Raw genomic sequence first — 25,522 nt, 5'->3', positions numbered from 1 at the left:
GCGGATGGCGCCAGAAATCCGGCGCATTCAGTGAGCACATCGACGTTAAAGAGAAAGGGGGTACGGCCGATACATCCTCCGTGCACCTCCCGAGAACGTCCATGTACTCACGCATTTTCATCCGTCTGGCCGCCCCCCTGGCTCTGACCCTGCTGCTCCCCTTCGCCATCGGTTTCGAATGGCCGGTTGCCCTGCGTTGGGCGATCCTGACCACGATGACGCTGAGCTGGCTCGGCTTTGCGTGGTGGACCGCCCGCGCCCAGGCGCACCGTTCCCCGGAACATGCCCGTGTCCTGCGTGAGCAGGACCAGCTGCTGACCGAACTGCGCAACTTCGTCGGCAACGAGATCGACGGTTCGCGTGGCGAAGTGGAACGCGCCCGCGACCTGATCCGCCAGGCCGTCTCCAGCCTCGGCGGCAGCTTCGATGCCATGAACCGCAAGTCGCGCCAGCAGAGCCAGGCCCTGTCACGCATCGTCGACCGCGCTGGTGACGAAGGCGGCGCCGGCCTCGACGTTGCCCGTTTCGCCCAGCACGCCAGCCACCGCATGGAACAGCTGGTGGAAGCGCTGGAGCAGGTCAGCGGCCAGAGCAGCACCACCGTGCAGCACATCGACCAGATGGCGCAGCACCTGGATGGCATCTTCGCGCTGCTGGAAGACGTCAAGTCGATTGCCGACCAGACCAACCTGCTGGCCCTGAACGCTGCCATCGAAGCTGCGCGTGCCGGTGAAGCCGGTCGTGGTTTCGCCGTGGTTGCCGACGAGGTCCGCAACCTGTCCGAGCGTTCGACCACCTTCAACGAGCAGATCCGCAAGCTGGCGCACAGCTCCAAGGATGCCATCGCCAAGGTCCGCGAGACGGTTTCGCACATGGCCTCGCGCGATATGGACCGCTCCCGTGAAGCGCGCCAGGAAGCGGCGGCGATGCTGGACAACGTGGCGCAGATCAACGCTTCGCTGGGTGACGGCATGCGCGAAGTGTCCGACTGCGCGCGCTCGATCGATGGCAGCGTGGCCGAAGCCGTGCGCGCCCTGCAGTTCGAGGACATCGCCACCCAGGCCCTGGGCGGCGTGCATACCCACCTGGACCGCCTGACCGCGATCAACCGCGAAGCGGTGGCCCTGCAGGAACTGCTGCACCGCAACGGCGGCGTGTTCGACGAAGAAATCGCCTCTGCCCTGCAGCGCACCGGCAACCGCCTGCGCGAACTGCGCAGCGAATGGGAGCGTCCGCCGCACAAGCCGGTTGCCCAGCAGAGCATGGGCGCCGGTACGGTCGAGCTGTTCTGATCCTGATGTCCGCTGCCCCGTCCGGCAGCGTGCGAGGCCCCGGTTCTGCCGGGGCCTTTGCGTGTGACCCGCCTTTGGATGCATCCTGCAAGCGCACCATGACCCTGATCCGCGCCCTGCCCCCGATCAACGAGAACGAGCGCCCGCGCAATGCGGGCGTACGTGAGCAGCTGCGCCAGCTGGAAGAGGTGGCCCGCGAAGAAATCCAGGAGCTGCAGAAACTGGCCGACGCGCGCCCTGCCCCACCGGCAGCCGGCGATGACGTGCTGGGCCTGGCGTGGGACCTGGGGCTGGATGGCAGTGCCTTGAAGTAGATCCACGCCATGCGTGGATGCAACTGCCCACGTGGCATGATGCGCCGGTCCCGTTCATGGAAGACCGATGGCCATCGCCCTGATCGCATTGCTGCTGATCGAACTCCTGCTGCTGGCCCTCTGGGCGCCGTTCTTCTTCCGCACCGGCATCGCGCTGTTCAACCAGCGCATCGCCGCTACGCCGGCAGAGCTGGCGCAGCTTTCACTGGCCGGTCTGGAGCATGACCTGCCGCCCGATACCTGGCTTTGCCTGGTGTTCCGCGCGCTGCCGGACGGCAGTATCGCCTTTCGCGAGAGCTTCGTGCCGAGCGTTGGCCGTCGCTACTTTCCGCTGATGCGCGGGCGGGTGATGATCGATGCACGGCGCAGGGAGGTGCGGGTGATCGGGCTGTGCAGCTGGTTCGCGCTGGGCCTGACACTGATGCTGGTGCCGGTCATCCTCGTCCGACCCGCTGCGTGGCCGATGCTGGTGGCCCTGGTGCTGTTCTACATAGGCTATTTCATCCAGCGCCGACGCTATGTAGAGGTGGTCGAAGCGGTACGCGCACGACTTCGCTCCGAATTTCCGCAGCGCTTGGTTGCCGCGCCGCAGTAGATCCACGCCATGCGTGGATGATCGCGAGTGCAGGCATCAGTGCCGACCAACGGTCGGCACCCACCAGGGCTGGCCCCGGGAGTAGATCCACGCCATGCGTGGATGGTCGCGAGTGCAGGCATCAGTGCCGACCAACGGTCGGCACCCACCAAAGCGTGCCCAACGGTCGCCCCCCCCCCCCTAGGCTTGCCCAACGGCACCCACCAGGGCTGGCCCTGGAGTAGATCCACGCCATGCGTGGATGAGTGCGTCAGCGCGCCAGCATCACTTCGCTGGCGGCATCAGTGCGGCCTGGGGCGAGGTGCTGCTGGCGCAGCCACTGCGCCAGGTCGCGCGGTGTGAGCGGGCGCGAGTACAGGTAGCCCTGGATCTCGTCGCAGCCCTGGCGGCGCAGCATGTCTTCTTCTTGGTGCGTTTCCACGCCCTCGGCCACCACCTTCATGCCCAGTGCGTGGCCAAGATGGACGATGGCCTGGGTCACCTCGGCGGTGCCCGAGTCATGCAGCATGCCCTGCACGAAGCTGCGGTCGATCTTCAGGCGGCCGACCGGGAAACGGTTGAGGTAGTTGAGGTTGGAGAAGCCGGTACCGAAGTCGTCCACCGCCAGCGGCACGCCGTGCCGTTCCAGCACATCGAAGCAGTGGCGCAGGATGTCGGTGTCACGGATCAACGCCGATTCGGTCAGCTCCAGCTCCAGCCGCTGCGGCGGCCAGCCATGCGCGTGGCAGATCTCGATCACGCGCTCGGCAAAGCCACGATCACGCAACTGCACCGCCGACACGTTTACGGCGATGCGCTCGAAATGCAGGCCGGCACGATCCCACGCGGCTGCCTGGCGACAGGCTTCGGACAATACCCAGTCGCCGATGCGGACGATTTCGCCGCACTTTTCGGCGATCGGAATGAATTCTGCCGGGCTGCAGTAGCCGATGCCCGGGCGATGCCAGCGCAGCAACGCCTCGATTGCGGGGGGCTCGCCGTGATGGGCGTGCAGCAGTGGCTGATAGGCCAGGCTGAACTCGTCGCGCTCGATGGCGCCGTGCAGGCCGTGCTCGATCTCCAGCCGGCGCTGGATCCGCGCCAGCGCGTCCTGGCTGTAATACTGGTAGGTATTGCGACCAGCTTCCTTGGCCGCGTACATCGCTGCGTCGGCCGCGCGCAGCAGCGAATCGAAGTCGGTCTGGCTCTCGCCGAGCATGGCGATGCCCACGCTGGCGCCCACTTTCAAGGTGGTGTCGCCACGGCGCAGCGGCTCGGCCAGCGAATTGATCAGCTTGCGCGCCACGTGCCCGGCATCCTCCGGTTCGGCCAGGTCGCGCAGCACCACGATGAACTCGTCGCCGCTGAAGCGGCCGAACAGGTCGTTGTTGCGCAGGTTCTGGTGCAGCCGGGTTGCGGCGGCCTTCAGCAGCGCATCGCCAGTGGCGTGGCCGAAGCTGTCATTGATGTTCTTGAAGCCGTCCAGGTCGATGAACAGCATCGCCAGCGAGGTGCCGCGATCGCGCGCTTCCTCGATGGCTTCGGAGGTCTGCTCGCCCAGCAGCACCCGGTTGGGCAGTCCGGTCAGCAGATCGTAATGGGCAAGCAGTTCAATCCGCTCGTTCGCTTCGCGCTCGCGGGTGATGTCACGGAACAGGACCACAAAGCGCGGCGGCAGGCCATCACGACGGTCCAGCTCGATCAGCACCTGCACCCATACGCGCAACCCCGACTGGCGGTAGAAGCACAGATCCAGCTGCTCCGGCAGGCCGCCACCGGCAATGCGCCCCAGCGCGGCTTCAAACGCCGCACGCGAATCCTCGGCATACAACGCGAGCGCCTGGTCGAGGGTGATCGGCTCCTTGCGCAGGCCGTGGATGCGATAGCACTCCTCGGTCCATTGCATGTTGCGCGTCGCCACTTCGATCTCGCAACCACCGATGCGACCCAGCGCGGACACGCGGTTGAGCAGTTCGGTACGCCAACGGATGAGGGCATCGGTCTGATGCTGTTCGGTGATGTTCTGCACCTGCCCCAGCAGGCGCTTGGGCTGCCCGTCCATGTCCAGCAACGGTTGCATCCACAACCGCAGATGCTGCGAGGGTTCGTTGCCGCGGGTCAGTTCCAGTTCGAGGTTGGCAGCCCGGCCATCGCGCCACAGGCGACGCCAGGCCGCACGCAGTGCGCCACGTGAGCGCGGGTGCAGCTGCTTGAGCCAGCGTCGCTGCCCCGGGATGCTGTCCTGCCGCAGCGCCAGCAGCGAGCGTAGTTCCGGCGACCACCAGAACTGGCGGCTGTGCGGATCGAACGACCAGCTGCCCATGCTGGCGATGCGCTGGGCTTCGCGCAGATGCAGTTGTTGCTCCTGCAGCAGGGCTTCCAGCTGCTTCTGCTGCTCGATGTCGGTATGGGTGCCGACCATGCGCAGCGGCTGGCCGTCGGCGGTACGGGCCACCACCCGGCCGCGGTCCAGCACCCATCGCCACTGGCCATCGGCCTGGCGGAAGCGGAACTGGGCGCTGTACTGCTCACTGTCACCGTGCAGGTGTTCATCCAGCGCGGCGCGCACCTGGGTGATGTCGTCGGCGTGCACGCGCGCCAGTATCTGCGTGGCCGTTTCCTCACCCAGTGCGGGCGTGCGCGCCACGCGGTCGCTGGGGATGTCCCAGTCCCACAGGCTGTGGCCGGCGCTGTCCAGTGCAAGTTCCCAGCGACCGCCACCATCAACCGGCACCGGCTCGGGCACGCTGAGGGTGAAGGCGAGCAGGTTGCCGCTGCCGTCATGCACGGCGCGCAGGTGGCCATCGTAGTGGCCGCGCGGGCCGCCCGGCAGCGTGCAGGCGACGATGCCACCGTCGGCGGCCAGCAGGCGCAGGTCTTCCAGCATCGGCGCGTAGGCGGCCACCGTGGCCGGCAGGCCATGCTCGCGCGCAGCCGGATTGGCCGCGAGCGGGCGCCCGCTGCGGTCGACGATGACCAGCGCCGAGGCGAGCGGATGCTGCAGCAGGCTGGCGATGATCCCTTGGTCCACGCGATCTTGCTCCGGATGAAACGCCCGACAGCGGGGCACGCAGTGGTTAACGGCGCCTGCGGCGGATAATTGAGTGGCCAGGGCACAGCTGCGCGGTAAGATGGCCCGCACCCCTTCTCCCTGCCCGCCCCCCTGCCCTGTCCATGCCCGTAGAACCGACCGGCACCGCCCCTGTTCCCGACCCGCGGATGGCGCAGGCGCTGGGGCGCGACCGTCGGCGCATCGTGCTGAGCTACCTGGCGATGGCGCTGGCCTGGATGATCGCCACCGACGGCGCGGTGACCGCGCTGGTGCCCGACCCGCAGCAGGCGGCGCTCTGGCAGAGCATGAAGGGCGCGTTCTTCGCTTTGGCCAGCGCGGGCCTGCTGTACCTGCTGCTGCGGCCGCTGGCCGAGCACGTACTGCACACCCATGCCCGCCTGCAGGCCTCCGAACTGCGCCTGCGGCAGATGTTCGAGGGCAACCCGGGCCCGATCCTGGTGTATGACCTGGACAGCCTGGCCATCCTCGATGCCAATCCGGCCGCCTGCACCACCTTCGGCTGGGACCGCGAGGCGCTTCTGGCGCAGACCATCGACGTGCTCTGGCCACCCGGCCAGGACCAGGCGTTGCAGACCAAGCTGGAGGAGATTCGCGGCGCGCCCGAGCAGCTGTGCATCCTGCGCGCGCAGTTGCAGCTGCGTGATGGCAGCCTGCGGCAGATGGAACTGCGTTCGAACGCGATCGACTACGACGGCCACACTGCGCGCCTGCTGATCGCCATCGACCGCACCGCTGAAGACCTGGCCCAACTGCGGCGCGACCAGGCATTGGCCCGCGTGGAAGAAGCCCACGAGCTGGCCCGGATCGGCGCGTGGGAGCTGGACCCGTCGACCGGCCAGGGCCGTTACTCCAACCAGGTCTATCGCCTGCTGGGCCGTCGCCCGCCCGAGGCGCGACGCTGGCATCGTTTCGACGAGCTGCTGGTGGCAGCCGACCCGGCCACGGCCGCACAGACCGACCAGGTGCTGGCCGAGCTGTGCTCGGGTGAGCAGGTGCAGGTGGACGTGCTGCTGCCGGTACTGGCAATGGATGGCCGTGCGCTGATGGTGCACCTGCGTGCCGCCAGCGGCGTGGATGAAGCCGGACGTGACCGGATACTGGGCACGTTGCAGGACGTGACCGAGCGTGAGCAGTCGCGGCGCCTGTTGCGCGAACGCGAAGAGCAGTTCCGCGAGCTGGTGCGGGTGCTGCCCGATGGCGTGGTGATCCTGTCCGACGAACATGTGCTGTATGCCAATGCGTGGGCGGCCGGCCTGTTCGGCTACGGCAGCCACACGCTGCTGGGCGAGCCGCTGTCGGCCCTGGTGGCAGGCGGCGATCTGGCCCGGATGCGCGCACAGATGCGTGCCGGGCAGCCGCAGCACAGCCCGGGCCACAGCAGCGTGGTGGCCATGCAGCGCGCCGACGGCCGCAGCTTCCAGGCTGGCATTGCGGTGGGCGACGTGCGCTACGGAGGCCGCGACTGCAAGCTGCTGATCGTGCGCGACCTGAGTGAATCCGAACAGACCCGAAGCGCGCTGGAGACCAGCAACCGCGAGCTGCAGGCGATGGCCGGCCGCCTGTTCTCGCTGCAGGAGGACGAGCGCCGGGCAATCTCGCGCGACCTGCACGATGACATCGGCCAGGCGATCACCGCGATCAAGCTGTCGGCCTATGCGGCGCAGGACGAGGACGATGCGCAGCGGCGCGGCGAGGACCTGGCACAGATCGTCAGCCTGGCCGATACCACCGTTGCCAAGCTGCGCGACATCTCCACCCTGCTGCGGCCGCCGCAGCTGGATGCGCTGGGCCTGGAAGCGGCATTGAGCTGGCAGGCACGCGTGCTGTTCCGCTCGTCCACCGTCGAGCTGCAGGCCGAGATCGAATCGCTGCCCACGCGCCCGGACAACAGCATCGAGCAGGCCTGTTTCCGCATCGCCCAGGAAAGCCTGACCAATGCACTGCGCCACGCGCGCGCCAGCCAGGTGGTGCTGCAGCTGCGCGACGTCGACCAGCGCGGGCTGCACCTGATGATCCGTGACGATGGCGAAGGGTTCGATCCGGATGGCCCGCGCGGCCTGGGCCTGATCGTGATGCGCGAGCGCGCGCAGAGCGTGGGCGGCCATGTGCGGATCGAGTCGGCGCACGGCGCCGGTACCCTCGTCGATGTCCACCTTCCTTACCAGGCCGCTGTTACGGCGGCCGTCGAGTCAGCGGAATACTGAGCCCATGTGGAACCCCAACCTGCCCCCGGTCAGCATCGATGATGCACCTGATCGCCTCGGCGCCGGCAACCCCGAGCTGCAGGCGATGGTCGCCGAAGCCGCCTCCGGTGGTACCCCGCTGATGCTGATGCATGTGGACATCGACCACTTCGCCTCGGTCAACGAGAACATGAGCGCGGAGGTTGGTGACCAGGCCCTGGTGCTGGTGGCCCAGCGCCTGCAGTCCTACCTGCGCGGACGCGGCATGCTGTGGCGGCATGGCAGCGATGAGTTCCTGATTGCCGTGCCGCGCACCGCCGATCTGCCCCTGGCCGAGGATTTCGCCGAAGAGATCCGCCAGCAGATGGAACTGCCGCTGTCGGTACTGCCCTATACGCTGTTCATGACCGGCAAGCTGGGGGTGAGCCTGTGCCCGGAGCACGCCAGCAATGCCTCGCGCCTGCTCGACCATGCCGAGGATGCGCTGTACCAGGCCGCCCGCGAAGGCGGCAATGCGGTGCGCATCCACGCGGTGGACACGCCGCCGAGCGCGCACAGCGAGAGCATCATCGCGCGGCAGATCGTCGATGCCATTCCCAACGGCGAACTGAAGCTGCGTTACCAGCCGCTGGTCAGTGCCCGCGATGGCCATGTGGTGGGCATGGAGGCGCTGCTGCGCTGGCAGTCGCCGACCCTGGGCATGCTGGTGCCGGAGCGTTTCATGCGCACCGCCGAGCGCCTGGGCATCATCGTGCAGATTGGTACGTGGGTGCTGGAGGGTGCATTGAAGCAGGCCCGGCTGTGGCGCGACCAGGGCTTTGATGACTTCACCATCGCGGTGAATGTGTCCACCCTGCAGCTGCTGCGCCCGAATTTCTTTGCCGAAGTGATGGGCGTGATCCAGGCGTCCGGCGTGCCGGCGCAGATGCTGACGCTGGAAATCAACGAAAGCGCGCTGACCAACAACGTCAACTTCGTGCACGAAACCCTGGCCAACCTGCGCAACGAAGGCATCAGCCTGAGCCTGGACAACTTCGGCACCGGCGATTCGAGCCTGAGTGCGCTGGTGCGCTACCCGGTAGACAAGCTGAAGATCGACCGCAGCTTCATCAAGAGCGCCCCGGCCGGCAACCGTGAAGCGGCGATCGCACGCGCGATCATTGCGATGGGCCACCAGCTGGGCATGACGGTGATCGCCAACGGCGTGGAATCGCAGGCACAGCTGGGCTTCCTGCGCCGCAACGACTGCGACGTGTTCCAGGGCTACCTGTTCGGCGAACCGATGTCCGCCGATGCCGCCGGCATGACCCTGCGCCGCCGCTACCTGCGCCCCGAAGCGTTCGCCGAAACCCGGCCGGACCGCACCCTGCTGCTGCTGGACGACGAGGAGAACGTGCTGCGCTCGCTGGTGCGCCTGTTCCGCCGCGATGGGTACCGCATCCTGGCGGCAGGCAACGTGCGCGATGCGTTCGATCTGCTGGCCATCAACGATGTGCAGGTGATCCTGTCCGACCAGCGCATGAGCGACATGAGCGGCACCGAGTTCCTGGGCCGGGTGAAGATGCTGTACCCGGACACGATCCGGCTGGTGCTGTCCGGCTACACCGACCTCAACACGGTGACCGATGCGATCAACCGCGGTGCGATCTACCGGTTCCTGACCAAGCCGTGGAACGACGACGAGCTGCGCAAGCACATCCACCAGGCCTTCCGCACGTACGAGGAACAGCGGCGCAGCAACGGTGGCCTGGCGGCTGTCGAGCCGGCCGACGGCGGTGAGGATCGTTCGCCGCTGCGGTAACCGCATCCGCCGGGCATGGCCCGGCGCTACCGCGGCCCTGGGATAGCGCCGGGCCATGCCCGGCGGCCACGATCAGCGCGGCTGCTTGATCGGCAGCACCAGGCGGAAGCGCGAGCCGACGCCCGGGGTGCTGTCCAGATCGATGCGGCCGTGGTGCTTGTTGATGATGCTGTAGGAGATCGACAGGCCCAGGCCGGTACCGCTGCCCACCGGTTTGGTGGTGAAGAACGGATCGAAGATGCGCTGGCGCAGTTCCGGCGAAATGCCGCCGCCGGTGTCTTCGAACTCGACCCACACCGTGTCGCCGTCCACGCCGGTACGCACGGTGATCGTGCCGCGCTCGGCGATGGCGTGGCCGGCGTTGAGCAGCAGGTTCATGTAGACCTGATTCAACTCCGAGGGCAGGCATTCCACCAGCGGCAGCTGGCCGAACTCGCGCACCAGGTGCACCTTGTACTTGAGCTCGTTCCAGATGATGTTGATGGTCGATTCAAGGCCGGAATGCAGGTCGACCAGCTTCCACGATTCGTCGCGGCCGGAATAGGAGAAGTCCTTCAGGTCGCGCACGATGCGGGTGACGCGCTCGATGCCTTCGCGTGACTCGGCCATCAGCTGCGGCAGGTCGCGGCTGATGAAATCGATGTCCAGGCGGTCACGGATATCGTCGATTTCCGGAATCAGCGCCTTCGGGTCGGGCGCACGCAGGGCGCGTTCGTAGGCTTCGATCACCGTGAACAGGCTGCGCAGGTATTCCTGCAGGCTGCCCAGGTTGGAATGCACGTAGCCGATCGGGTTGTTGATCTCGTGCGCCACGCCGGCGGCAAGCTGGCCGATGGACGCCATCTTCTCCGACTGCAGCAGCTTTTCCTGGGTGCCGTTCAAGCGCAGGTAGGCCTGGCGCAGTTCGGCATGGCGCTGCTGCAGTTCGCGTTCGTAGTCTTCCTGGCCTTCGATATGGCGGAACAAGGCCAGGTAGTGCCCCGAACCGGGTTCGCCATGGAAGTACAGATGGGCAATGACCACGCCCTCGCCCAGCGGCAGGCTGCCGTTCCAGTGACCGTGCTGGCGCGCATGTTCCAGCGCATCCGGCGGCAGCAGCTGGCGCAGGCGCTGCGGCGGCGGCAAGGTGCCTTCATCGCTGCCCAGCAGGCTCTGCGCGGCCGGGTTGGCCAGGGCGACCTGCCCATCTTCGGTGAACAGCAGCAGGCCCTCGCGCAGGCGCTCAAGCAGGGCCTGCAGCACCGGTTGCGGCGGAAGGGGGGCGGTAACCAGAACGTTGGCGGCAGACACGGCGGCTCGGGGCGATCAAACAGGGGCCCAATATACGCGTTCACGCGGCGGCCTACAGCCGCCATCGGGCGGTCAGCCGACCGCCGGTCCTGTCAGGCGACGGCGAGTGGCCGCCGCGCGGTGACGGTATGCGACTGGCCCTTGGCATCGTATGCCGAGGACTCTTCGGTGCGGCCCATCTGGCGCAGTGCCCAGTTGACCTCGCGCCGGCGCCGCGACAGCAGCACCCCGTTGGCGCGGTTGCGCTCGGCCAGTTCCTGCAGCTGCTCGCCCTCGCCCACCGGTGGCGCGCCTTCCAGCGCACGCAGCGCTTCCAGCTTCGCACCGGTGGCACGGATCAGGGCGTGCACGTCGTGCTCGACCAGGGCCTGGCGTTCAACGTCCAGGGCCTGGGCAAGGCGCTGCAGCGGCTCGCTCATCGCCGCGGTCATCCTTGCAGCTGCTGGTCCAGTTCAAGCATGCGCGAAGCGATCGCGTCCGGATTGATCTTGTAGGTGCCGTTCTGCAGCGATTCGCGCACCGCTGCAACACGCTGGGCGTCGATCGCCGGGGCGGTGCTCAGCTCACGCTCGATGGCCTGCAGGTTGGTGGCTTCGCCGGTCAGGCGCAGGCTGTCGGCCGCCTCGACTGGACGTGCCGCCGAATCGGTGCTGACGCCGGGCTTGGCGGCCGGGGTGGTCACGCTGCGCAGTGCCTGGGGGACCTGCAGGTTGCCGTCGATTTTCTGGCTCATGGGGTGTCCTGGAGTTGCCGTACACAAGGGATAACGGCCGCAGGGCCGTGATCTTTAGGGGAATTCTGCATTATTTCAACGCGCCACGATTACGTCACCGGTCGCGTCCACCGTGCCCTGCACGATACGGCGCGAGGACAGGTTTTCCACCGAGACGCGCTCGTTCTGCCCGGCATCGCCCAGTGCGCGGCCGGCGATGCGGACCTCGACCGAACCACGCCGCGATACCAGTGCCACACTGTCTCCTCGCTTGATGAGACGCTGTGCAACCAGATCGTTGCTCGACAACAGTGTTCCTGCCGGCAACGGCCGACGGGCGATGCGGCCGATCGCTGCGGCAGGATCGGCCAGCACTGCACCGGCAATCCGTGCCGCGTCACGCTGGGCAGTACTGATATCGGCAGCGGCGATGGATTCTCCAGTGCCGATGCCTCGGGTCAGCACCAGCACGGTCTGGTTGCGGCGCACCTTCACCGGCACGAACAGGCGCCAGCCACCGGCGTCGGGACAACTCACTTCCACGGTGGTGTTTGCCGTGGGCTGCACCTGCAATGCGCCGCCGCAACGCGGAAGGCGCAGCGCATCAGCAACCACGGCCTCACCTTCAGTGCCGGCGGCCAGGGTCGACAACGCGGCAGCACGGATGCTGGCCACCGGCTGCCAGTCGGCTGCGGTTGCCCACGGCGCGGCCACGGCCATTGCAATGGCAAGGAAAGAAGCAATGCGGCGCATGGCGCCTCCTGTCGGTAAGACCTGGCCCAGACGCGTGCAAGCTGCGTGCCACAGACGGGCCACGGAAATCTCACTGGGCCCGGCGCTGCACTCGCCCTCAAGTTCCCCCCTGCCCGCGCCGATACAGCAGCCATGTCTCATGACCTGCTCAACCGGATCGACCAGCGAACCCGACTGGCCGGCCACAATCGCCTGGCGCTGCTGCTGTTCCGCCTCGGCGGACGTCAGCTTTTTGGCGTCAATGTCTTCAAGGTGCAGGAAGTGCTGCGCCGCCCGGAACTGTTCCAGGTACCCGGCCTGCCCGGCCAGTTCGCCGGCGTGGCCGACGTACGCGGCCGTTCGGTGCCGGTGCTGGACCTGGGCCTGGCCATCGGCCACCCCGAGCGCGAGCCCGATGCGGACACCGCACCCGGTTACCTGGTGGTGACCGAGTTCAACCGCTCGATCCAGGGCTTCCTGGTCAGCGGCGTGGAGCGCATCGTCAACATCGCGGTGGAAGACATCCACCCGCCGCCGGAACTGGGCGCTGAATCGAGCTACCTGACCGCGGTGACCCGCTTCCAGGGCGAGCTGATCCAGGTGATCGACGTGGAAAGCGTGCTGGCCGACATCGCCCAGGTGCGCGGTGAGGCCGTGCTCGACCCGGCCATGGCGATGCCCGCCGACGCCCCGCAGCTGCAGGTGCTGGTGGTGGATGATTCGCGGGTGGCGCGCCAGCAGATCCGCAGCGTGCTGGACCAGCTGGGGGTGGGCGCGACCCTGCTCTCGGACGGCAAACAGGCGCTGGACCACCTGCTGCAGATCCATGCCTCGGGTGAAAACCCGGCCGAACGCTACGCCATGGTGATCTCGGACATCGAGATGCCGGCCATGGACGGCTACACGCTGACGACGGAAATCCGGCGCCATGCCGGCCTGTCCGGGCTGTACGTGCTGCTGCATACCTCGCTGTCGGGCGTATTCAACAATGCGATGGTCGAGCGCGTGGGTGCCAACGCCTTTGTCGCCAAGTATTCGCCGCACGAGCTAGCCGACTTCGTGCTGGACCGCCTGCGCAAGGTGGCGATGGCGGCGTAAGGCCGCCGCACGCGTCTGCGCCGGGCACGGCCCGGCGCTACCAGACACCTGCTCCGACCCACGGTAGCGCCGGGCCATGCCCGGCGAGCGCGATGTTGCGCACCACGGTTCTGGCACACCGCTTGCAGCTTCCCGGGCAACGTTCCCGTGGGAGTGCACCGTGCGCAACCTGATTACCGACTACCTGGGCGTCCATGCCCAGGCAATGCCGTTGCGCGAACAGCGCATGAAGCTGATCGCCAGCAACCTCGGCAATGCCGACACCCCCGGCTACAAGGCCCAGGACCTGGACTTCGATTCGGCCCTTCGCCATGCGCAGGGGCTGGATGCCAACGGCCTGATGACCACCACCAACGAGCAGCACTACGAAATCGGTAGTGGCCTCAACCCGTTCCAGGTGGCCCGCGAGGGCGTACAGCCCAGCATCGACGGCAACACCGTCGACCCCGATGCCGAACGCGCCGCCTATGGCCGCGCTGCACTGGAATACCGCGCTTCGCTGAGCTTCGTCGAAAGCAAGGTGCGTTCCATGCTCACCGCGATCACGGGGCAATAAGCCATGAGCAACCTGCCGATCTTCGATATCGCCGGCTCCGCGCTGCAGGCGCAGTCGGTGCGCATGAGCACCATCGCCTCCAACCTGTCCAACGCTGACAGCATCGCCGGCTCGGCCGACGCGGTGTACAAGCCGCTGGAACCGATCTTCCAGGCGGTGACCAGCAAGACCGATCCGAACATCACCTCGGTGCAGGTCAAGGAGATCACCCAGAGCAACGCGGCGCCGATCAAGCGCTACGAGCCGGGCCATCCGCTGGCCGACGGCGATGGCTACATCTACCAGCCCGACGTCGATCCGGTGGCGCAGATGGTCAACCTGATCTCGACCTCGCGCAATTACCAGGCCGGCGTAGAGATGTTGACCACCGCCAAGGAACTGGCCCTGGCCACCCTGACCATGGGCCGCTGAGGCCCGCTGCACCGGACACCGCCATGACCACTGCCGTCAACAACCAGAGCAACCAGGACGTCTACGCCGCACTCGGCCTGAACGCCCCCAACAGCAACGCCACCAAGAAGAAGAACACGCTGGACCAGGCCGACTTCCTGCGCCTGATGACCGAGCAGCTGCAGCATCAGGACCCGCTGAAGCCGATGGACAACACGCAGATGGTCTCGCAGATGGCGCAGATGTCGACCGTGCAGGGCATCACCGATCTGAACAAGTCGGTGAAGGGCTTCCAGGAGTCGATGGCCAGCGACCAGGTGCTGCGTGGCGCCGCCCTGGTCGGCCACCAGGTGCTGGTGCCGTCGGAAAAGCTGGTGCTGGAGAAGGAAGGTTCGGTGGAGGGCACGGTTGCCGCGCCGGCCGCCGGCATCGTCACCGTGGACGTCACCGACGCCAACGGCGCCAAGGTCACCTCGATCAGCGTTGAAGCCAAGGCCGCCGGCGAGACCGCGTTCACCTGGGATGGCAAGGATGCCAACGGCAAGCGCATGGAGCCGGGCAAGTACAACATCGTCGCCAACCACGTCGACACCACCGGCAAGAGCACCAAGCTGTCCACCTTCGTGCAGGCACCGGTGGAAAGCGTGACCGTCGGTTCCGACGGCCTCTACCTGAACCTCAAGGGCCTGGGCACGGCCCCTCTCGACTACGTGCTCCGCGTCAGCTGAGCCGCACCTACCGCATCCAACAGGAGCATCCCATGGGCTTCAACATTTCCCTGTCCGGCATCAACGCTGCCAACTCGGACCTGAGCGTCACCGCCAACAACGTGGCCAACGTCAACACCACCGGCTTCAAGCAGTCGCGTGCGGAATTCGCCGACCTGTTTGCCGCCACCAGCTACGGCCTGTCCAAGAACGCGATCGGTTCGGGCGTGCGCGTCTCCAACGTGGCCCAGCAGTTCATCCAGGGCAACAACGAGCAGACCGGCCGCAGCCTGGACATGGCCATTTCCGGTGAGGGCTTCTTCACCATGAACATGAACGGTGCACGCGTGTACTCGCGCGCCGGCAACTTCCAGACCGACGCCGCCGGCTACGTGGTCAACCCGCAGGGCGCACGCCTGCAGGTGTTCGCTCCGAACGCCGACGGCACCAACTTCGACGCCGGCCGCCTGGTCGATCTGCAGCTGCTGACCACCGACAGCCCGCCCAAGCAGACCAGCGAGGTCAAGGTCGGCTTCACCCTGCCCGGCAACGCCAAGCAACCGACGGTGACCCCCTTCGACCCCACCAACTCCAACAGCTACAGCCACTCCAGCGGCGGCATCACCGTGTATGACTCGCTGGGCGTCAGCCACACCCAGGTGTCCTACTTCGTCAAGGAAGCGGCCACCAACGCCTGGACGGTGCACAACTACGTCGATGGCCAGCCGGCCGGTACGCCCACCCCGCTGACCTTCGACAACGCCGGCAAGCTGACCGCGCCGGCCAACGGCAAGATCAGCCTGGGCACCTTCACCCCGACCACCGGCGCCGGCGTGCTGAACATGACGCTGGATGTGAGCGGCTCGACCCAGTACGGCGAGAAGTTCGCCCTGCGCAACACCCAGCAGGATGGCTACGCGGCCGGCAAGCTCAACGAGATCACCGTTTCGGAAACCGGCGTGGTGTTCGCCCGCTATTCCAACGGCGACGACAAGCCGCTGGGCCAGGTTGCACTGACCAGCTTCAACAATCCGCAGGGCCTGGAACAGAAGGGCAACAACCTGTGGGTGGAGACCTTCGATTCGGGCACGCCGCGCACCGGCGCCGCCGACACCTCCAACCTCGGCAAGATCCAGGCCGGTTCGCTGGAATCCTCCACCGTCGACCTGACCGAACAGCTGGTCAACATGATCACCGCGCAGCGCAACTTCCAGGCCAACGCGCAGATGATCACGACCCAGGACCAGATCACCCAGACCGTCATCAACATCCGTTGATGACCTGCTGACCCTGTCACGGAACTCCCCGCATGGATAAAGCCCTTTACGTGGCGATGACCGGTGCCCGCGCCTCCCTGCAGGCGCAGGGAACGCTCAGCCACAACCTCGCCAACTCGGACACCCCCGGCTTCAAGGAAGCGCTGGCCAACACCGAAGCCTTCCCGATCCGTGGCCCGGGCTTTGCCTCGCGGGTGGATGCACTGCATGTCGATGCGGGCTTCAACCGCACGGCCGGCGCGCAGCACATCACCGGCAAGCCGCTGGACCTGTCGTTGCAGACCGGCACCTGGCTTGCCGTGCAGTCCACCGATGGCAGCGAGGCCTACACCCGTGGCGCCGCGCTGTCGGTGACCCCGAACGGCCAGCTGGTGACCTCCAGCGGCCGTCCGGTGCTGGACGACAACAACAACCCGATCGCGATTCCGCCCTACCAGGCGATGGAGATCGGCAACGACGGCACGATCTCGATCATCCCGCAGGGCGAAGGCCCGCAGACGATGGCGATGATCGGCCGGATCAAGGTGGTGCAGGCGCCGGATGATCGCCTCGAACGCGGCCTGGATGGCCTGTTCCGCAATACCGATCCGCTGCAGCCGTTCGCCCAGGCGCAGGGCACGGCGGTGCACAGCGGCCAGCTGGAAGGCAGCAACGTCGATGCCGCCGGCGCGCTGGTGCAGATGATCCAGCTGCAGCGCCAGTACGAAATGCAGGTGCAGGTGATCAAGCACGGCGATGACAACGCGCGCAGCGCCAACAGCCTGTTGCGCCTGGGCAGCTGACGGAATTCCGGCACCGGCCCGCGCCGGTGCTGGCACGCCGCTTGCACTCCCTACCCCATGGGCCGCACCGCGCGGCCGGCTTCACCCAGACAGGACTCCGAAGATGAACCAGGCATTGTGGATCGCGAAAACCGGACTGGATGCGCAGCAGATGCGCATGTCGGTGGTTTCCAACAACCTCGCCAACACCAACACCACCGGCTTCAAGCAGGACCGCGCCAGCTTCGAGGACCTGTTGTACCAGCAGGTGCGCCAGCCCGGCGGTTCCTCTTCGGCACAGACCCAGCTGCCCACCGGCCTGCAGATCGGCACCGGCGTGCGCGTGGTGGCCACCGCCAAGAACTTCGAGCAGGGCAGCCAGCAGCAGACCGGCCGCGCGCTTGACGTGATGGTCAACGGCCGCGGCTTCTTCGAAGTGCAGATGCCCGACGGCAGCTCGGCCTACACCCGCGACGGCTCGTTCAAGATCAACCAGGACAGCGAGCTGGTCACCAACAGCGGCTACCCGGTGCAGCCGGGCATCCAGATTCCCGAAGGCGCGCAGTCGGTGACCATCGGTACCGACGGCACCATCAGCGTGAAGATGGCCGACGGCGCGGCATCGGTGGAAGTCGGTGCATTGACCCTTACCGACTTCGTCAATCCGGCGGGCCTGCAGGCACGTGGTGAAAACCTGTTCCTGGAAACCACCGCCTCCGGACCGGCGCAGAACGGCAATCCCGGCCTGAACGGCCTGGGCACCGTGGTGCAGGGTGCGCTGGAAGGCAGCAACGTCAACGTGGTGGAAGAGCTGGTGTCGATGATCGAAACCCAGCGCGCTTACGAAATGAACGCCAAGGCGATCTCGACCACCGACTCGATGCTCGGCTACCTCAGCAACAAGCTCTGACCGCCCTCACCGGGAAACTGCCATGTCGCCCCTTTCTTCCTTCGCCCGTACTGCCCTCGCCTGCGCCGTGGCTGCCCTGCTCGGCGGCTGCGTGATCGCTGGCGACGTGCGCCCCTATCCGACGATGGCGCCGTTGCAGCCGATCATGCCGCCGCAGGCCGAACCGACCGCCGGCGCGATCTACGCCGCCGGCCCGACCCTGCAGCTGTATTCGGACCGCCGTGCGCGCGATGTCGGCGACCTGCTGACCATCACCCTGCTGGAAAACACCACCGCGCAGACCAGCGCCAACACCGCCACCAACAAGGAATCGAACCTGAGCCTCGGCACGCCGTCGATTCTCGGCGCACCGGTCACCCTGGGCGGCAAGGACATCCTGAGTGCAACGGCCAAGGGCGCACGCGATTTCACCGGCAAGGGCAACAGCGCGCAGAGCAACCGCCTGCAGGGCAACGTGACCGTGACGGTGGTGCAGCGCCTGCCCAACGGCAACCTGGTGGTGCAGGGGCAGAAGAACCTGCGCCTGAACCAGGGTGATGAGCTGGTGCAGGTACAGGGCATCGTGCGCCCCGGCGACATCAGCGCGGACAACACCGTGCCTTCCAGCCGCGTGGCCGAAGCGCGCATCGTCTATGGCGGCCGCGGCCCTGTCGCGCAGTCCAACGCGATGGGTTGGCTGAGCCGCTTCTTCAACTCCGGCCTGACGCCGTTCTGAGTATGGCCATGAAACTCTCCTTCTCTTCTTCCTGGCAGCGACGCGCAGCGTCGCTCTACTGTGCCGTGTTCATGGTCTTTGCGGTGGCTGCACCCGCCAGCGCCGAGCGCATCAAGGACCTGGCCCAGGTGGGTGGCGTGCGCGGCAATGCACTGGTGGGTTACGGCCTGGTGGTCGGCCTGGATGGCAGCGGCGACCGCACCAGCCAGGCGCCCTTCACCGTGCAGAGCCTGAAGAACCTGCTGGGCGAGCTGGGCGTCAACGTACCGGCCAACGTCAACCCGCAGCTGAAGAACGTGGCGGCAGTGGCAATCCACGCCGAACTGCCGCCGTTCGCCAAGCCCGGCCAGCCGATCGACATCACCGTGTCCTCGATCGGCAACGCCGTGTCGCTGCGCGGTGGCTCGCTGCTGATGGCGCCGTTGCGCGGTGCCGACGGCCAGGTCTACGCGATTGCCCAGGGCAACCTGATCGTGGGCGGCTTCGGTGCACAGGGCAAGGACGGTTCGCGCGTCTCGGTGAACGTGCCCAGCGTCGGCCGCATCCCCAACGGTGCGACCGTTGAGCGCGCCCTGCCCGATGTGTTCGGCGCCAGCGGCGAGATCACCCTGAACCTGCACAACAGCGACTTCACCACCATCTCGCGGATGGTGGGTGCGCTCAACAATGCCTTCGGCGAGGGTTCGGCGCGTGCCGTGGACGGCGGCACCGTTGCCGTGCGTGCGCCCACCGATGCCGGTGCGCGCATCGGCCTGCTGGCCCGTATCGAAAACCTGGAACTGACCCCGGGCGCTGCACCGGCCAAGGTAGTGGTCAACTCGCGTACCGGCACCGTGGTCATCGGCCAGCAGGTGCGTGTCGGCCCGGCCGCGATCTCGCATGGCTCGTTGACGGTGACCATCCAGGAAAACACCAACGTCAGCCAGCCCAACGCCTTTGCCGGTGGCCAGACCGTGGCCACGCCGCAGTCGACCATCACCGCCACCAACGATGGCAGCCGGATGTTCAAGTTCAACGGCGGCACCACCCTGGACGAGATCGTGCATGCGGTGAACGCCGTTGGCGCGGCACCGGGTGACCTGATCGCGATCCTGGAAGCACTGAAGCAGGCCGGCGCCCTGAGCGCCGAGCTCGAGGTGATCTGACATGCGCATCACTCCCGCATTCGAACTCAGCCCGGCCCAGCAGAACGACCCGGCCAAGATCGACAAGGTCGCGCGCCAGCTTGAAGGCCAGTTCGCGCAGATGCTGGTCAAGAGCATGCGTGACGCCAGCTTCGGCGATTCGCTGTTCCCGGGTGAAAACAAGATGTTCCGGGAGATGTACGACCAGAAGATCGCCGAGGCGATGACCCGCGGCAAGGGCCTGGGCCTGTCGAGCATGATCACCCGCCAGTTGTCCGGCGCGCAGGCCGATGGCCCGGCGCTGGATACCCGGGTGGACCCGGCCAAGGCCAGCCGCGCCTACCAGCTCAATGCGCCGGCGGCGCCGTCGCTGCCGCTGCAGGACGCCGGCCAGGCCGTGCGCATGCTGCAGCAGATGGCGGCCGGTGTGCAGGATGGCGCGCAGTCCTCCGTCGCCCCGATGGAGCAGGCGCTGGACCTGATTGCGGGCCGGGAAAGCAGCGGCATGCACCGTTCGCTGGGTACCGACGATCCCTATGCCGGTGCCATCGGTGGCGCCGATTGGGCCGCTGCCAGCGACCAGTGGGCACCGACCGCCAGCAACCGCGGCAGCAGCGGCACCCCGGTCGATGCACTGGCCACGCGCACCGCCGTCGCCCAGTTGGGCGCGCACACCCCGGAAGGCTTCGTCGCCAGCATCTGGCAGCACGCACAGAGCGCGGCCAAGGAACTGGGCGTGGACGCGCGCGCCCTGGTTGCCCAGGCAGCGCTGGAAACCGGCTGGGGCAAGCGCCAGATCAAGCATGCCGATGGCAGCACCTCGCACAACCTGTTCGGCATCAAGGCCACCGGCTGGAAGGGCCAGAGCGCTACCGCCGGCACCCATGAGTATGTCGATGGCGTGCGCCGCAACGAGACCGCCAGCTTCCGCGCCTACACCTCGCCTGCAGAGAGCTTTGCCGACTACGTGCGCCTGCTGAAGACCAGCCCGCGCTACCAGCAGGCGCTGCAGGCCGGCACCGATGTGCAGGGCTTCGCGCGCGGGCTGCAACGCGCCGGCTACGCCACCGACCCGCGCTACGCGGCCAAGATCGCCGCGATCGCCGGCGGCCCGACCATCGAGCGCGCCGTGGCCGCCGTGGCCGACGCCGGCTCACGCATCGGCCAGACCTTCGCCAGCACCGCAACCGCGGCGCTGGGTATCACCCGTCGTTGAGGAACCCCATGTCCAGCGTACTTTCCACCGGTACCAGTGCCCTGCTCGCCTTCCAGCGTGCGTTGGCCACCACCAGCCACAACGTGGCCAACCTCAACACTCCCGGCTACAGCCGGCAGAAGGTCGACTTCGCCACCGCCACCCCGCAGAACTACGGCTATGGTGACGTTGGCAACGGCACCCGCATCGTCGACATCCGCCGCGCCGCCGACCAGCTGGCGATCTCGCGCCTGCTCGACAGCGGCGGCGAACTGGCACGCCTGAAGCAGCTCTCGGGCATGGCCGACCGGGTCAATGCCCTGTTCTCCGACGCGGCCACCAACGTGGCCGGGGTCTGGTCGAACTTCTTTGATACCGTCAGCGGCCTGTCCTCCAACGCAGCGGGTACTGCCGACCGGCAGAACATGCTCGATGGCGCCAAGGCCCTGGCCAACCGCTTCAGCCAGCTCAACACCCACCTGAACAACCTCAATGGCGAGGTCAACAATGGATTGATGGCCGGTGCCACCGAAGTCAACCGGCTGGCGTCGGAGATCGCGCAGATCAACGGTGCCATCGGCACCAACATCGCCAACGCCGCGCCCGACCTGCTGGACCGCCGCGACCAGCTGATCTCGCAGCTGGTGGGCTACACCGGCGGCACCGCGGTGATCCAGGACGGCGGCATCATGAACGTCTACACCGCCGGCGGCCAGGCGCTGGTGGTGGGTACCACCGCATCGAAGGTCACCACGGTGGCCGACCCGTACCAGCCCGAGCGCCTGCAGCTTGCGCTGCAGACCCAGGGCGGCACCATCACCCTGGACCCGAAGGCCGTGGGCGGCCAGATCGGCGGCCTGCTCGAGTTCCGCGACACCGTGCTGACCCCGGCCCAGGCCGAACTGGGCAAGCTGGCTGTGGGCCTGGCCGAGACGTTCAACAGCACCCATCGCCAGGGCGTGGATCTGTACGGACAGATGGGCGGCGACTTCTTCAACATCGGCACGCCGCGTGTCACCGGCAATGCCGGCAACACCGGCACCGGCGCGATCACCGCCAGTTATGGCGACCTCGGCAAGCTGGAAGCACAGAACATCGTGCTCAAGTTCGATGGCAGCAACTGGGCCGCCAGCCGCGCCGACACCGGCGCCAGCGTGCCGCTGACCGGCACCGGTACCGCTGCCGACCCGTTGATCATCAACGGCGTGAAGCTGGTGGTGGGCGGCACCCCGGCGGCCAACGACCGCTTCCTGCTGCAGCCGACAGCTGGCGTGGCTGGCAGCCTGGAGATGGCGATCACCGATCCGTCGCGCATTGCCGCGGCCGCCGCCATCAAGGGCGCTGCCGCACTGGCCAACACCGGCACCGGCAAGCTGAGCGGCGTGACCGTGACCGATGCGGCCAACGCCAACCTGCGCAATCCTGCTGCGATCGTGTTCACCTCGGCCACCACCTACACCATCGATGGCGGCCCGCCGCAGACCTATACGCCCGGGCAGACCATCAGCGCCAACGGCTGGAGCTTCGTGCTCGATGGCGTGCCGAAGAATGGCGACACCTTCAACATCACCCCGACTCCGGCCGGCTCGTCGGACAACAGCAATGCCACCAAGCTGTCCAAGGTGGAATCGGCCAAGGCGTTCAACGCCGGCACGGTGACCCTGGGCGGCGCATTGGGCGGGCTGACCACCCAGGTCGGTGCAGCAGCGCGTTCGGCGGAGTATTCGCTGGGGGCGCAGCAGGTGATCGCCGACCAGGCACAGGCAGCGCGTGACGAAGTGTCCGGCGTCAACCTCGATGAGGAAGCGGCCGACATGCTGCGCCTGCAACAGGCCTACCAGGCCGCCTCGCAGCTGATCTCCACCGCCGATTCCATGTTCCAGACCATCCTGGGAGCCGTGCGCCGATGAGCAACCGCATCTCCACCGGAATGATGTACAGCCAGTCGGTAGCGCTGATGATGGCCAAGCAGGCCAAACTCAGCCACCTGGAACAGCAGATCGCCACCGGCAGCAAGATCGTCAGCGCCAAGGACGATCCGGTCGCCGCAGGCGCTGCGGTGGGCCTGGACCGCAGCCTGGCCGCACTGGAACGCATGAAGCTCAATGGCAACAACGTGCAGAACCGCCTGGGCGTGCAGGAAAACACCCTGGCCCAGGTCAACGACCTGATGGCGCGCGTCAACGATCTGACCATCCAGGCCAGCAATCCCGCCTTGAGTGCGCCCGACAAGAAGACCCTGATCACCGAGTTGAACCAGATCCGCGAGGGCCTGCTGTCGCTGGCCAACAGCAGCGACGGCACCGGCCGCTACGTGTTCGGCGGCACCAACGACAGCGATCCGCCGTTCGCCAAGATTGACGGCAAGGTTGTCTATCGCGGCGACCAGACCCAGCGCCAGGTGGAAGTCGGCCCGGATACCTACGTGCGCGACGCCCTGCCCGGCAGCGAGATCTTCCTGCGCATCCCCACCGGCGATGGCTTCGTCGATGGCAGCGCAGCGGCAGGCAACGCCGGCAACGGCGTGCTGACCAATATCACCCGTGATGGCAGCGACAGCTGGAACGGGCAATCGTTCAGCGTGCGCTTCACCGCAGCCGATCAGTACGAAGTGCTGGACGGCGCCGGCAACGTAACCGGCACCGGCACCTACAAGGCCGGCAGCGAACTGGAGATCAATGGCGTTCGCCTGCAGATCGCTGGCGCGCCAGCAACAGGTGACAGCTTCAACGTGCAGGCCGCCAGCAGCCGCGACATCTTCGGCACCATGGACAAGCTGATTGCCGCACTGGATGCCGATACCGGTACCCCAGCGAAGATGGCCGCGCAGCAGAACGAGCTGCAGAGCGCATTGCGTGATGTCGGCCGCGCGGCGGAACGGATGATCGATTCGCGCGCTGCCGGTGGCGCGCAGCTGAAGGCGCTGGACAACGCGGCGGAGATGCGTGAGGCCAACGGCGTGACGCTGAAGACCACGCTGTCGGAGATGCGCGACCTGGACTACGCCGATGCGTTGAGCCAGTACCAGCTGGAAAGCACCGCGCTGCAGGCGGCACAGACGCTGTTCTCGCAGATGCAGTCGATGTCGCTGTTCAACAAGATCCGCTGATTCCACGCGCCAGCGCTGGAGCCCAAGGCCGCGATGCCCTGCATCGCGGCCTTTTTCGTTTCGGCGGTCATGTACCGCTGCGCTCGCCGGGCATGGCCCGGCGCTACCGAAAGGTTGGCCATGCCCGGCAGATGTTCCGAAGGGTTGGCCCTGGTAGCGCCGGGCCATGCCCGGCGGATGTTCCGAGATCGCCCATCAAGCCCAGCCGGCCCCCGCCGATACCTTCATCAGCGTGGGTTGGGCATACCCGACCGCCCCTACCAGGGGTGGCCTTGACGCTTTTCCAGGGCGGAAATCCCCGGAAAAACAGCTTTCAGCGACGAAATTCGGTTGCAACGAAATTCCCGGCTAAAGGTTGTTGACAAAGCGCCGTTATTCATTTGGCAACGGCGAAGCACACAGCCAAACAAAAAAATCAGGCGGCGCTTCGTTTCATTCACCAACGGGTTCCACATAAGAGGAGACGACCCCATGGCACAGGTAATCAACACCAATACGATGTCGCTCAACGCTCAGCGCAACCTGAGCACCAGCGGCAGCTCGCTCGCCACCACCATCCAGCGCCTCTCGTCCGGCCTGCGCATCAACAGCGCGAAGGACGACGCCGCCGGCCTGGCCATCAGCGAGCGCTTCACCACCCAGATCCGTGGTCTGGACGTGGCCATCCGCAACGCCAACGACGGCATCTCGCTGGCCCAGGTGGCCGAGGGCTCGCTGAACGAAGTGGGCAACAACCTGCAGCGCATCCGCGAACTGGGCGTGCAGGCCTCCAACGCCACCAACTCGGCCAGCGACCGCAAGGCGCTGCAGGCTGAAGTGACCCAGCTGGTCAGCGAAATCGACCGCGTCGCCAAGCAGGCCGACTTCAACGGCACCAAGCTGCTGGACGGTTCGTTCACCAGCCAGCTGTTCCAGGTGGGCGCCAACGCCGGCCAGGCCATCGCCATCAACAGCGTGGTCAACGCCAAGGCCGATTCGCTGGGCGCGGCCAGCTTCGCCAACGTCTACACCGGCACCAGCCTGGCTGCAGCCGACAAGGCCACCGCTGATACCACCTACTCCGGCCTGCAGATCTCGGTGACCCCGCCGGGCGGCGCCGCCACCACGGTCACCGTCAGCGACTTCACCGTGAAGGCAGGCGAATCGATCACCTCGGCCACCGCGGCCGCGATCAACAACAAGCTGGGCGAAACCGGCGTGGTCGCCTCCGTCAACGCCGGCGTGGTCAGCCTGGCCTCGGTCAAGGACGGCCAGACCTTCGCTCTGGGTGTCAGCGCGGCGACCCCGCCGGCCGGCGCCACCGCCGCCACCATCGCCGGCCTGGGCCTGACCGAGACCAGCACCAACGGCGGCACGCTGACCGGTGCAACGGCCAGCTTCGTCAAGGACCTGAACGTCACCACGGCCGAAGGCGCACAGAAGGCGATGTCCATCGTCGACAAGGCCCTCGAATCGGTCAACAGCGTGCGCGCCGACCTCGGCGCGATCCAGAACCGCTTCACCTCGGTGGTCGCCAACCTGCAGACCTCCTCGGAGAACCTGTCCGCATCGCGCAGCCGCATCCGCGATACCGACTTCGCCAAGGAAACCGCCGAGCTGACCCGCACCCAGATCCTGCAGCAGGCCGGTACGGCCATGCTGGCCCAGGCAAACCAGGTACCGCAGAACGTGCTCAGCCTGTTGCAGCGCTGACATGAGCCGCCCCCGGG

Annotated in this window: 23 protein-coding genes; 18 read left to right on the top strand and 5 right to left on the bottom strand. The window is 66.9% G+C overall.

The features are described from left to right. Positions 1 to 101 precede the first annotated feature (101 nt). From LC407_RS06710 to LC407_RS06700, 3 genes are all read left to right on the top strand, one after another. Positions 102 to 1,292, top strand: a complete 1,191-nt coding sequence (locus LC407_RS06710; protein WP_025879122.1) for a methyl-accepting chemotaxis protein — start codon at positions 102 to 104, stop codon at positions 1,290 to 1,292. 98 nt (positions 1,293 to 1,390) lie between these two features. After that, positions 1,391 to 1,606, top strand: coding sequence for a hypothetical protein (locus tag LC407_RS06705; protein ID WP_025879121.1), 216 nt, complete (start codon positions 1,391 to 1,393; stop codon positions 1,604 to 1,606). Positions 1,607 to 1,673: 67 nt separating this feature from the next. Continuing rightward, complete coding sequence (locus LC407_RS06700) at positions 1,674 to 2,201, top strand: hypothetical protein (protein WP_032974823.1); 528 nt, start codon at positions 1,674 to 1,676, stop codon at positions 2,199 to 2,201. A 250-nt stretch (positions 2,202 to 2,451) separates the two neighbouring features. Here LC407_RS06700 and LC407_RS06695 read toward each other — a convergent pair whose 3' ends face one another. Next, positions 2,452 to 5,211 carry an EAL domain-containing protein gene (locus LC407_RS06695; protein ID WP_025879118.1) on the bottom strand — a complete coding sequence of 920 codons (2,760 nt, stop codon included), beginning with the start codon at positions 5,209 to 5,211 and terminating at the stop codon, positions 2,452 to 2,454. A gap of 143 nt (positions 5,212 to 5,354) precedes the next feature. Here LC407_RS06695 and LC407_RS06690 point away from each other — a divergent pair, with 143 nt between their 5' ends. Further along, positions 5,355 to 7,457, top strand: a complete 2,103-nt coding sequence (locus LC407_RS06690) for a PAS domain-containing sensor histidine kinase (RefSeq protein ID WP_080148819.1) — start codon at positions 5,355 to 5,357, stop codon at positions 7,455 to 7,457. 4 nt (positions 7,458 to 7,461) lie between these two features. Then, the gene (locus LC407_RS06685) at positions 7,462 to 9,237 is read left to right on the top strand and encodes an EAL domain-containing protein (protein WP_025879116.1); all 1,776 of its coding nucleotides are present in this window, start codon (positions 7,462 to 7,464) and stop codon (positions 9,235 to 9,237) included. Positions 9,238 to 9,309: 72 nt separating this feature from the next. Here LC407_RS06685 and LC407_RS06680 read toward each other — a convergent pair whose 3' ends face one another. The 4 genes from LC407_RS06680 to flgA all read right to left on the bottom strand — a co-directional run bounded on the left by LC407_RS06680 (position 9,310) and on the right by flgA (position 11,992). Next, on the bottom strand, positions 9,310 to 10,527 hold the full coding sequence (locus LC407_RS06680; protein WP_025879115.1) for an ATP-binding protein: 1,218 nt from the start codon (positions 10,525 to 10,527) through the stop codon (positions 9,310 to 9,312). A 92-nt stretch (positions 10,528 to 10,619) separates the two neighbouring features. Continuing rightward, entirely contained in the window at positions 10,620 to 10,958 is a 339-nt protein-coding gene (locus LC407_RS06675) for a flagella protein (RefSeq protein ID WP_025879114.1), read from the bottom strand. Then, positions 10,955 to 11,260 (bottom strand): flagellar biosynthesis anti-sigma factor FlgM, encoded by a 306-nt coding sequence (gene flgM / locus LC407_RS06670; protein WP_025879113.1) that lies wholly within the window; start codon positions 11,258 to 11,260, stop codon positions 10,955 to 10,957. Before flgM ends, LC407_RS06675 begins: the two co-directional genes overlap by 4 nt. A 75-nt stretch (positions 11,261 to 11,335) precedes the next feature. Next, on the bottom strand, positions 11,336 to 11,992 hold the full coding sequence (flgA, locus tag LC407_RS06665; RefSeq protein ID WP_033831051.1) for a flagellar basal body P-ring formation chaperone FlgA: 657 nt from the start codon (positions 11,990 to 11,992) through the stop codon (positions 11,336 to 11,338). A 132-nt stretch (positions 11,993 to 12,124) separates the two neighbouring features. Here flgA and LC407_RS06660 point away from each other — a divergent pair, with 132 nt between their 5' ends. From LC407_RS06660 to LC407_RS06600, 13 genes are all read left to right on the top strand, one after another. Further along, complete coding sequence (locus LC407_RS06660; RefSeq protein ID WP_025879111.1) at positions 12,125 to 13,069, top strand: chemotaxis protein; 945 nt, start codon at positions 12,125 to 12,127, stop codon at positions 13,067 to 13,069. Between the two features lie 160 nt (positions 13,070 to 13,229). After that, positions 13,230 to 13,625 (top strand): flagellar basal body rod protein FlgB, encoded by a 396-nt coding sequence (gene flgB, locus LC407_RS06655; RefSeq protein ID WP_025879110.1) that lies wholly within the window; start codon positions 13,230 to 13,232, stop codon positions 13,623 to 13,625. A 3-nt stretch (positions 13,626 to 13,628) separates the two neighbouring features. Then, positions 13,629 to 14,036 (top strand): flagellar basal body rod protein FlgC, encoded by a 408-nt coding sequence (gene flgC / locus LC407_RS06650; protein ID WP_025879109.1) that lies wholly within the window; start codon positions 13,629 to 13,631, stop codon positions 14,034 to 14,036. A gap of 23 nt (positions 14,037 to 14,059) precedes the next feature. After that, positions 14,060 to 14,743, top strand: a complete 684-nt coding sequence (locus LC407_RS06645) for a flagellar hook capping FlgD N-terminal domain-containing protein (RefSeq protein ID WP_025879108.1) — start codon at positions 14,060 to 14,062, stop codon at positions 14,741 to 14,743. 32 nt (positions 14,744 to 14,775) lie between these two features. Beyond that, a complete protein-coding gene (gene flgE, locus LC407_RS06640; protein WP_223482445.1) occupies positions 14,776 to 15,999 on the top strand; it encodes a flagellar hook protein FlgE in 1,224 nt (407 codons plus the stop codon). 32 nt (positions 16,000 to 16,031) lie between these two features. Further along, positions 16,032 to 16,781: a flagellar basal body rod protein FlgF gene (locus LC407_RS06635; protein ID WP_025879106.1), complete on the top strand. Its 750-nt coding sequence runs from the start codon at positions 16,032 to 16,034 to the stop codon at positions 16,779 to 16,781. Between the two features lie 103 nt (positions 16,782 to 16,884). Next, positions 16,885 to 17,670 (top strand): flagellar basal-body rod protein FlgG, encoded by a 786-nt coding sequence (gene flgG, locus LC407_RS06630; protein ID WP_025879105.1) that lies wholly within the window; start codon positions 16,885 to 16,887, stop codon positions 17,668 to 17,670. Positions 17,671 to 17,692: 22 nt separating this feature from the next. Continuing rightward, positions 17,693 to 18,385, top strand: a complete 693-nt coding sequence (gene flgH / locus LC407_RS06625) for a flagellar basal body L-ring protein FlgH (protein ID WP_025879104.1) — start codon at positions 17,693 to 17,695, stop codon at positions 18,383 to 18,385. An 8-nt stretch (positions 18,386 to 18,393) separates the two neighbouring features. Continuing rightward, complete coding sequence (locus tag LC407_RS06620; RefSeq protein WP_032952134.1) at positions 18,394 to 19,530, top strand: flagellar basal body P-ring protein FlgI; 1,137 nt, start codon at positions 18,394 to 18,396, stop codon at positions 19,528 to 19,530. Position 19,531: 1 nt separating this feature from the next. Continuing rightward, positions 19,532 to 20,725 (top strand): flagellar assembly peptidoglycan hydrolase FlgJ, encoded by a 1,194-nt coding sequence (gene flgJ / locus LC407_RS06615; RefSeq protein ID WP_223482444.1) that lies wholly within the window; start codon positions 19,532 to 19,534, stop codon positions 20,723 to 20,725. Between the two features lie 8 nt (positions 20,726 to 20,733). Continuing rightward, positions 20,734 to 22,614: a flagellar hook-associated protein FlgK gene (flgK, locus tag LC407_RS06610; protein ID WP_032974829.1), complete on the top strand. Its 1,881-nt coding sequence runs from the start codon at positions 20,734 to 20,736 to the stop codon at positions 22,612 to 22,614. Then, positions 22,611 to 23,813, top strand: a complete 1,203-nt coding sequence (gene flgL / locus LC407_RS06605; protein WP_033831049.1) for a flagellar hook-associated protein FlgL — start codon at positions 22,611 to 22,613, stop codon at positions 23,811 to 23,813. The genes flgK and flgL overlap by 4 nt, the downstream gene beginning before the upstream one ends. Positions 23,814 to 24,284: 471 nt before the next feature. Then, positions 24,285 to 25,505: a flagellin gene (locus LC407_RS06600; protein ID WP_025879099.1), complete on the top strand. Its 1,221-nt coding sequence runs from the start codon at positions 24,285 to 24,287 to the stop codon at positions 25,503 to 25,505. The last annotated feature ends 17 nt before the right edge of the window (positions 25,506 to 25,522 follow it).

The sequence above is a fragment of the Stenotrophomonas sp. OVS01A genome (assembly GCF_019969775.1).
GTDB classification, from domain to species: Bacteria; Pseudomonadota; Gammaproteobacteria; order Xanthomonadales; family Xanthomonadaceae; genus Stenotrophomonas; species Stenotrophomonas indicatrix.
This window is presented reverse-complemented; position numbering and strand designations above follow the sequence as displayed.